Source organism: Draconibacterium sp., assembly GCF_041583095.1.
Taxonomy (GTDB): domain Bacteria; phylum Bacteroidota; class Bacteroidia; order Bacteroidales; family Prolixibacteraceae; genus Draconibacterium.
In genome coordinates this window covers 1-7,939 of record NZ_JBFHGM010000235.1, presented here as the reverse complement: position 1 = coordinate 7,939, position 7,939 = coordinate 1, and the positions used below count along the sequence as shown (strand labels likewise).

Sequence of the window (7,939 nt, the reverse complement as noted above, 5' to 3'; positions counted from 1 at the left end):
TTTTCTTAATGAAATAATTTACTTTATAGTAGTACTGTTTGTATATGTACTGCAAAATTAAATTATCGTGCCTTAAGATTCCTTTCAGGATTTGCGCATCCGTATAATTTATCATCTTCTAATATATTATTCGATTATTGGTCAAAAGGTAACCCTCTATTTAAAATTATTCTATACACAACTTAATAACTGCATTGTTGGCAAACATGTAATTTCGCTTATTAACAAGCCGTTACAAGATTGGATAAAGATAAAAATTTAATTAAAAAAAGAAGTAAACTTTTGGATTTAATGTTCTGGGTGGACTCTAAAAACAAAAAGGACGGGTTCAACAACCCATCCTTTTCTCATTAAACTAACTAACCTAACTAAACCTAAACTTATGAAAATAAACGTACCGCAAATATAAGGGCATATTGTAAATCCGACAAGGAAAAGATGTTAAATGGTGTTAAACCTTTCAACAATTAACATTTTATTTACTGTGCTACAAAAGTGTATTGGATTGTTCCTTTTTGACGTGCTGGCGCTGAATTATCGTTGTTAAAAACAGTTCGTATTGCCGCTTCTTTAGCATAGGCAAAAAGCTGCTTATCGCGGATAGAATTATCGTCACGAGGTTCGGCATCAACAACCTCGCCCTCGCGGTTTACAACGATATCAACAATAACCGTTCCTCCGCCCTGACTCAAATATACGGGTACCGGTAAACGTATGTGGTAACGATTTTCCAGGTAGTAAACAATATTACTTTCTCCGGCATAAATTACGTTCTTTATTGAATCGCGGTCCATGCCTTCAGTAGTTTCAACAGGCATTTCTATATCGCTTAAATCAACGGTTTCTTTTGCAAGGTTTTTATTGACATTTGAAACGAGTTGTTTGGCGGCTTCAACTTCTTTTAAATAATCATCGTCGAAAAATTCGTCGGTTGAAGTGGTGGTGTTTTCTGTAGCAGATTGATTCGAAGCAACATTTGTTCGAGTATTAGTAGTTTGTTCGATATCGGCTTGATCTGTAGGTTCTTCCTCCACCGTTTCGGGTTCATTAATTTCGGGCTCGAGCATTTCTGCCGGAAATTCAATTAAAATTTCCTCCTCTTTTACATTGCCTTTCATATCTACATCGGCCAGTAAAAACGCAGAAAATAACAGAATATGGAATACCAGCGTACCGATTACTCCATAAACATTTCTTCTGTATAACTCTCCTATCTTCATGTGCAGCAAAAATATAAAATTAGCAACGATAAAAGCCCGAAATCAGAGAGAATACTAATTTATTTATGTTGAACATTATCCGGGATACGCACATAAAAAAAGAGTTTCCCAATCATGGAAAACTCTTTTCTGTATACCGTCTTTAATCTATTTTGTTGCGGCGACCATTGCCCTGAAATAACCAATTGATTCGGCAATTCCCATAAACGGATCATCCATATTTCGTTCGTGTTCCAGACTTACAGCACCGGTGTAATTTACTTCGCGAAGCATATTTACAAAAGCGGGGAAATCAATTATACCTCGCCCCACTTCAACCGAATAACCTTCTTTTGTGCGCCCTGTAACATCTTTTAAATGAATATCGAACACCCTGGTGTGGTATTTTTTTAAATCAGCTACCGGATCTTTCCCATTTCTGGTATCGTGGCCAATATCGAGACACATGCCAATTCGCGGATCAAGATCTTTTGTATGTTCCCAAACATCTTCAGCATCCGGATATACTGCGATATCCGGGCCATGCAAGTGAATGGCAAAATACAAACCTGTTTCCGCTACTTTTTCATTTACATATGGAAGCAGTTCGTAATCGGGCACACCTACAATCGTGTTAACTCCTACGCGTTTCGCATAATCAAAATATTTATCAATATCCTCTTTACTTTTCATATAAAGCGGTCCAACCGCATAACCGGTAACACCATACTCGGCACACTTTTTATGAAATGCCTCTATTTCTTCAGCAGTACTCTTAACAGGTAAATGGAAATCTTTTATACAAAGGTAATGTACATCACACCGTTTCATGGTTTCCAGCGTGGTTTGTAAGTCGAAACGTACAAAAGTATACCCGGCCATCCCGAGCTTAAAAGATTCATTTGTTTCAGGCGCCGGTTGAGGATCGGGGCGTTTTACATCTTGCGCCGTTAGCGCAAACGTCAACAATAGTAAAAACAGAAGAGAAAGTGTTAATTTGTTCATTGTATTAAATTTAGTTGATACAGGAAAACAAATGTAACAATTAAACTAATACGTAACTGACCTTACACGCACGTGTTTGAGTAATTATCAAGTTTAAATTCCGGGCAGCGATTTACAACCGCTAAACTATAAATTAAACGAAACAGCTTAAAATTGAAGTAGAAGGTTGAAAGTAATTATACCGTTTGCCAGCGGGTTGTTATATTATAATTCTGAGCATATTCTTCCCGCTCCTTCTCATCTGCGGTTCGTTTGCTTTCAGCTTCCAGATTTTGCAGCTCAACACATGCATGACTAATGTCATTTTTCTCTGCTTTAAAGAATTTTTTCTTTATTTTATCAGCCGCACATCTAAAGAATAAATTAACCTTTTTCATGTTTTTGTTATTTTGAGTTATTTCTTTGAATCATTCAACCGTTGCAACAAAACAGCGGCAAATGAACTCATCGATGTATTCTGAATAATTACATCATCCGGCAAATCAAGTATTTCATGGGTGAAATTCCAGATCGCCTTTACACCACAGTTCACCAAGTCTTCAGCTACTTCTTGTGCCACATCATTGGGTGTAGTCAATATGGCAATCTCAACATCCAACCGGTTCGACAGATGAAACAGCTTGTTATACTCCAAAACCGGAGTATTTCCAATGTGTTGCCCGATCTTCTTTTCATCTACATCAAATGCTGCTATTACTTTCAAACCCAGCGTTTGATGCTCCTGATAAGCCATTAATGCAGAACCTAAATTACCGGCGCCAACCAAAAAAGCTTCGTTTACATGATTGAATCCCAAAAATTCTTCCAGTGCATGGCACAACTCGTAAGTATTGTACCCCACCCTGGGTTTTCCTTTTACCCCGGTAAATGCCAAATCTTTTACCACTTGTGTAGGATCGCATTTTAGTTCCTTTCCAATTGATGGTGCTGAAATATTCATTACACCCTTTTCACGAACTTTTTCAAGAAAAAATAAATAGCTTGGCAACCTTCTTAATGTTGGTTCCGGAACTTGTTTTTTATTTTTCCTTACTGCGATCACTTTTGTAGCTTTTGTCATTTAGTTCACTTTAAAAATACGAATAACTCAAATTAGAGAATTTTTTCTTTATTGCTTTTATATGAATATTCACTAAAAGTTAACATATAAATCCTACTGATTTTCAATTGCAAAGAGCAGTTTACAATTTGCCAACAATGGTGCAAAATTCATTATACAGAATATTCTAATCGGTGACAGGATAAGTAGACAACTAAAAATTATGCAGCAACAACAGATTAGCAAATTCCCAAACTACACTTTAGAAAAACAATTTCTCATCATGGTTTGGAAAAAAAATTCCTGCATCGATACGGATTCTGTCAAGCGTTTGTATTAAATCCTCACTCATTTTCCAGGTCATCTTCGGGCTTTCTATCAACCCGGCATCCAAACACTCCATAACGTGTTTGGCTTCGTATTGGTACCCTGCTCCTTCTTTCGTTTCATTTGGAATTAACTTTCGCTCTTCGTCGCCTTTCCATACCGTTAAATCGGTCGGAGTAAACCAGCGCGGATGCAAAATAACATAACCCTTCTCGCAACAAAATTCGGATTGTACCGGCGAATGCACCGCAAAACTTGAGGACAAACTGGCCATCTCTCCACCTTTGTATTTAAATATCATTTGGATGCTTTCCTCGCTTCCGGTGGAACTAAAATCGGCAGAAGTTTTTATGAGGTCAGGAACGCCAAGGGTTGACAGCGCTGCAAATACCGGGTAAATACCAATATCCAAAAGTGAGCCGCCCCCCAATTTAACATTGTACAGGCGCTTTTCCTCATTGAACTCGGCATTAAAAGCAAAATCCGACCGCACCATTTTCAATTTCCCCAATTCTCCGGAATTGATAATCTCAAGCGCTTTTTGAAAACTTGGCTGAAACATGGTCCAGAAAGCTTCCATAAGGAAAGTGTTGTTTTCCTTTGCACATTGTATCATTTGCGCCACTTCGTGCTGATTCATAGCAAAAGCCTTCTCACAAAGTACTGCCTTTTTATGCTCGAGACACAACATCGTATGCTCAAAATGGTGTGAGTGTGGCGTTGCAATATAAACTACATCAACGTTTGGGTCTTTAACCATTTCCGTATAAGTGCCATAAGCCTTCTCAAATCCCAGTTCGTTGGCAAAATCCTGCGCACGGTTTAAATCGCGCGATGCGGCTGCATACAGTTTCGCATTTGGCAACAATTTCAGGTCGTTAACAAACTTATTGGCAATTTTACCACATCCTAATACAGCCCAATTGTATATTTTACTCATGATTTCTCGATTTAGATTGAAGGCTAAATGTACAAACTAATTAAAGATTCAGAAAGCCTGAAGGTAGAATTTAAACTGCCATTTGCTTCGATTTTGGCATATCGAAATATTTTTGAAACAGTGCAAAGCGTTGCGATTTGCTCTGCGTGCGCTTCTTTCGTAGATATGAGAAATGTAGAGGCGATACTTTTTCTATCTCTTTTAAATAGTCGTTACTATACCAGGTTTCATTTAACCCCACCGATTCAACAACCATCATTTCAATGCTCCGGTTCATCAAACCTAAAAAATCGTCGCTTTTTACGCCATTAAAACAGCGCATTTGTTCCAGTGCCATGCGCCCAAAATGAATGGTTTTATTCACAAATCGCCCCAGGTCTTTTTCAGGCAAACAAGAGAAAATGGTTTTGGTAGAGGCTAACGAATCCTCTTTTACATCCTGAATATCGTCGAGTAATTGCAAATAAATTCCGTAGCCAAAAAGCGCTTGTTCCTGTTCTCTGGTCATATCTCCGGCCACAAGGTAACCATCGGCTAAAACCGATGCCCCGCCTTTTTCAAAACAAATGTTGCAGATCTCATCATCAGAGATTCCGTTCTGCGTTATCATTTTCAAACTATTGGTTTGCCCCTGCTGAATGGCATATAAACTCTCATACACCCTTGGGAATTTGTGGCGTGGAAACTCTCCTTCAAACATACTTATTAGGTGGAACAGCTGGTTTTCCGTGTGATTCAAAGGAATCTCCAGGATGCCGTGTAAACGTCGATCGAAACGCGTTGAGAAGGTTTGTTTTTGTTCGTTACTTATTTCCGGATTATCCAGTAAATTATCGCTGTAGGGGTAGATCATGGAATATGCGAAGACCGATGGTGTGATTTTCACCGGTTTTTCAATCATCAGCTGCAGGCCATTCATTATCCACACATTTCGCATTCCCTGGTATATATCTTCCGGATCTAATTCCGGACCGAATGCACGTGCCCGATAGAAAAAATCTTTTGAAACATCTTTGAAATTTTCCGAGAGGATAATTTCGAGGTGAACGGGATCAAAATCAAAAACAGTCTCCAGAAACGACCTGAACATGGGAAAAAACGACTTTGCAGGATCTCGTTGAACCTGCTGTACTTTACGAACGTTCTGCAACTCTTTTAACTTATTTTGAAAGCCGTCGAAATTATGTTCGTGCGCAAATTTTTCTTCTGATGAATACGTTTTATGAAAATGCGGAAAAGAATCGGGGCTCCGCTCCCACATTTCTTTAAAATGGTTGATGTAATCCTGAACAGGTAGCATAGATCTTAGTTTTCCCCGAAAATAGGTGAAACAAAGCAAATGCATACAATTTATTAGATAATCGTGGGAATTTTGAGGGTTAAATGGGTTTTTAAAACTGTAAGTATCATTTCAAACGCTGAATTGGATTCGGTACCGCTTGAAATGATACTTATAGTTTATTATGCAATGTTAGTGTAAACAGCCTGAACGTCTTCGTCCTCTTCCATTTTATCCAACATCTTCTCAATTTCTTCCATTTGTTCTTCGGTAAACTCTACCGGAGTAGTAGGAATGCGCTGAAGTTCTGCTTTTTTAACGTTAATTTCCAGCTCCTCAAATTTATGCGCCATGTCGCTAAAGCTGATGTATTCGCCATAAGCGTAATACGTTCCTTCGTTCTCTTCAATTTCATCCAAACCGGCATCAATCAGCTCCAGTTCAATATCTTCCATCTCCATTCCTTCCGGCATATCAAACTCGAAAACAGCTTTTCGTGAAAACATAAATTCCAGTGAGCCGTTTGGAACCTGGCCTCCACCTGCCTTGTTAAAATAACTTTTAACATTAGCCACTGTACGGGTTGTATTATCGGTTGCTGCTTCAACAAAAACCAATACGCCATGCGGGCCTTTTCCTTCGTAGGTGGTTTCAATATATGTCGCTGCATCTTTTCCCGATGCACGTTTAATCGCTGCTTCAATATTCGCCTTAGGCATGTTTTGTGCCTTCGCGTTCATGATAGCGGTGCGTAGTGCAGGATTCAAATCCGCTTCAGGGCCACCTTCTTTAGCTGCAATGGTTATTTTCTTCGAAAGTTTTGGAAAAACTCTCGACATTTTATCCCAGCGTTTCTCCTTCGCTGCCCTCCGGTATTCAAATGCTCTTCCCATGAATAAGTCTGTTTTGAAAATTTGTGCGAAAATAAATACAGAAAACTTAATTACCAAAAACAGAGCTAGTGTTTTTACCTTTATATCACTACTGTTAGAATTTTCTGTAAGAAATGTGCAATATAAATGTAGCCGGTTATTCCACCTTCTGGATTGAAATTTTCTTCGGTTTACAAACCTTGTCTTCCTTTTTTACTTTGGCTCCACATTTTTTGCAACTGTATTTTGGATCTTCTTTATCGTGAAAATCCTTTTTTTTACATGCCTTTTTACTCATCTCCAATTTTCCTGTTCACGATGTACTACAACAACATTCACAGGATAATTGTTTTGCAAATATTCACCAATTTTCTCGGCCGAATATACCGACCGGTGCTGTCCGCCGGTACAACCAAAACCAAGCGAAAGATGCGTAAATCCACGTTCAAGATAAACTTTCACCGATTGATCAACCAGCACTTTTACGGCATCGATAAAAAGCCTGATCTCTGATTTTTGCTCCAGGAATTCCTGCACCGACATGTCCTTTCCACTTAACTTTTTGTACTCCTCGTAACGGCCGGGGTTATTTATAGCACGGCAATCGAAAACATGCCCGCCACCATTTCCCGACGGATCTTCAGGGTAGCCTTTTTTATATGAAAAACTTGTAATTCGTACGGTAAGATTCGATTTTTGCTGTCCAATTTCCTTTAAAACCTCGGAATGAGTAAGCTGCTTTAATACGCTGGTTAGTTCAGGTAAATCAACCGGCAATCTTAAATCGGAAAGTAATACTTCCAGGTTTTTTAGCGCGTAAGGAATACTTTTCAGGAAATGTTCCTTTTTCTCGTAAAAACCACGGAATCCGTAGGCGCCCATCGCCTGCATAATACGAATGAGAACAAAACCTTTAAAGTAAGCTGAGAACTTCTCTTCATCAACTTTCATGTACTTCTTCAGTTCCGAAATATAAAAATCGTAAAGCTGAGCGCGTACACTTTCCGGGATATCGGCTTTTCCATCATAAAGTAACGATGCCAGATCATATTGCAACGCCCCTAAACGTCCGCCCTGATAGTCGATGAAATACACATCATCATCTTTTAGCATCACGTTGCGAGACTGGAAATCGCGGTAGAGAAAATAATTGGAACTCGCACTCAGCAAATAATTGCTAAACAACTGAAAATCATCTTCAAGAGCCTGCTCATCGAAATGTATTTTTGCCAACTTCAGAAAATAGTATTTGAAATAATTCAAATCCCACATCATCGA

General features: G+C 38.8%; 8 protein-coding genes. All 8 read right to left on the bottom strand.

Features of this window, described 5'->3' with window-relative positions:
- Positions 1–479 precede the first annotated feature (479 nt).
- On the bottom strand, positions 480–1,220 hold the full coding sequence (locus tag ABZB17_RS17605; RefSeq protein ID WP_372652061.1) for a hypothetical protein: 741 nt from the start codon (positions 1,218–1,220) through the stop codon (positions 480–482).
- 147 nt (positions 1,221–1,367) lie between these two features.
- On the bottom strand, positions 1,368–2,204 hold the full coding sequence (locus ABZB17_RS17600) for a sugar phosphate isomerase/epimerase family protein (RefSeq protein ID WP_372652060.1): 837 nt from the start codon (positions 2,202–2,204) through the stop codon (positions 1,368–1,370).
- A gap of 176 nt (positions 2,205–2,380) precedes the next feature.
- Positions 2,381–2,581 carry a hypothetical protein gene (locus tag ABZB17_RS17595; protein WP_372652058.1) on the bottom strand — a complete coding sequence of 67 codons (201 nt, stop codon included), beginning with the start codon at positions 2,579–2,581 and terminating at the stop codon, positions 2,381–2,383.
- 17 nt (positions 2,582–2,598) lie between these two features.
- Entirely contained in the window at positions 2,599–3,264 is a 666-nt protein-coding gene (locus tag ABZB17_RS17590; protein ID WP_303924242.1) for a redox-sensing transcriptional repressor Rex, read from the bottom strand.
- A gap of 241 nt (positions 3,265–3,505) precedes the next feature.
- Positions 3,506–4,510 carry a Gfo/Idh/MocA family protein gene (locus tag ABZB17_RS17585; protein WP_372652056.1) on the bottom strand — a complete coding sequence of 335 codons (1,005 nt, stop codon included), beginning with the start codon at positions 4,508–4,510 and terminating at the stop codon, positions 3,506–3,508.
- A gap of 70 nt (positions 4,511–4,580) precedes the next feature.
- Positions 4,581–5,810: a hypothetical protein gene (locus ABZB17_RS17580; RefSeq protein WP_372652054.1), complete on the bottom strand. Its 1,230-nt coding sequence runs from the start codon at positions 5,808–5,810 to the stop codon at positions 4,581–4,583.
- Positions 5,811–5,971: 161 nt separating this feature from the next.
- Positions 5,972–6,682 carry a YebC/PmpR family DNA-binding transcriptional regulator gene (locus ABZB17_RS17575; RefSeq protein WP_372652052.1) on the bottom strand — a complete coding sequence of 237 codons (711 nt, stop codon included), beginning with the start codon at positions 6,680–6,682 and terminating at the stop codon, positions 5,972–5,974.
- Positions 6,683–6,955: 273 nt separating this feature from the next.
- Positions 6,956–7,939 (bottom strand): phosphotransferase (locus ABZB17_RS17570; RefSeq protein WP_372652050.1); only part of this gene is annotated, 984 nt, incomplete at its 5' end.

What these genes read in the sequence shown, in the direction of transcription:
- ABZB17_RS17575 (WP_372652052.1), bottom strand. Translation starts at nt 6,682, where the DNA reads ATGGGAAGAGCATTTGAATACCGGAGGGCAGCGAAGGAGAAACGCTGG.
- ABZB17_RS17590 (WP_303924242.1), bottom strand. Translation starts at nt 3,264, where the DNA reads ATGACAAAAGCTACAAAAGTGATCGCAGTAAGGAAAAATAAAAAACAA.
- ABZB17_RS17580 (WP_372652054.1), bottom strand. Translation starts at nt 5,810, where the DNA reads ATGCTACCTGTTCAGGATTACATCAACCATTTTAAAGAAATGTGGGAG.
- ABZB17_RS17605 (WP_372652061.1), bottom strand. Translation starts at nt 1,220, where the DNA reads ATGAAGATAGGAGAGTTATACAGAAGAAATGTTTATGGAGTAATCGGT.
- ABZB17_RS17585 (WP_372652056.1), bottom strand. Translation starts at nt 4,510, where the DNA reads ATGAGTAAAATATACAATTGGGCTGTATTAGGATGTGGTAAAATTGCC.
- ABZB17_RS17595 (WP_372652058.1), bottom strand. Translation starts at nt 2,581, where the DNA reads ATGAAAAAGGTTAATTTATTCTTTAGATGTGCGGCTGATAAAATAAAG.
- ABZB17_RS17600 (WP_372652060.1), bottom strand. Translation starts at nt 2,204, where the DNA reads ATGAACAAATTAACACTTTCTCTTCTGTTTTTACTATTGTTGACGTTT.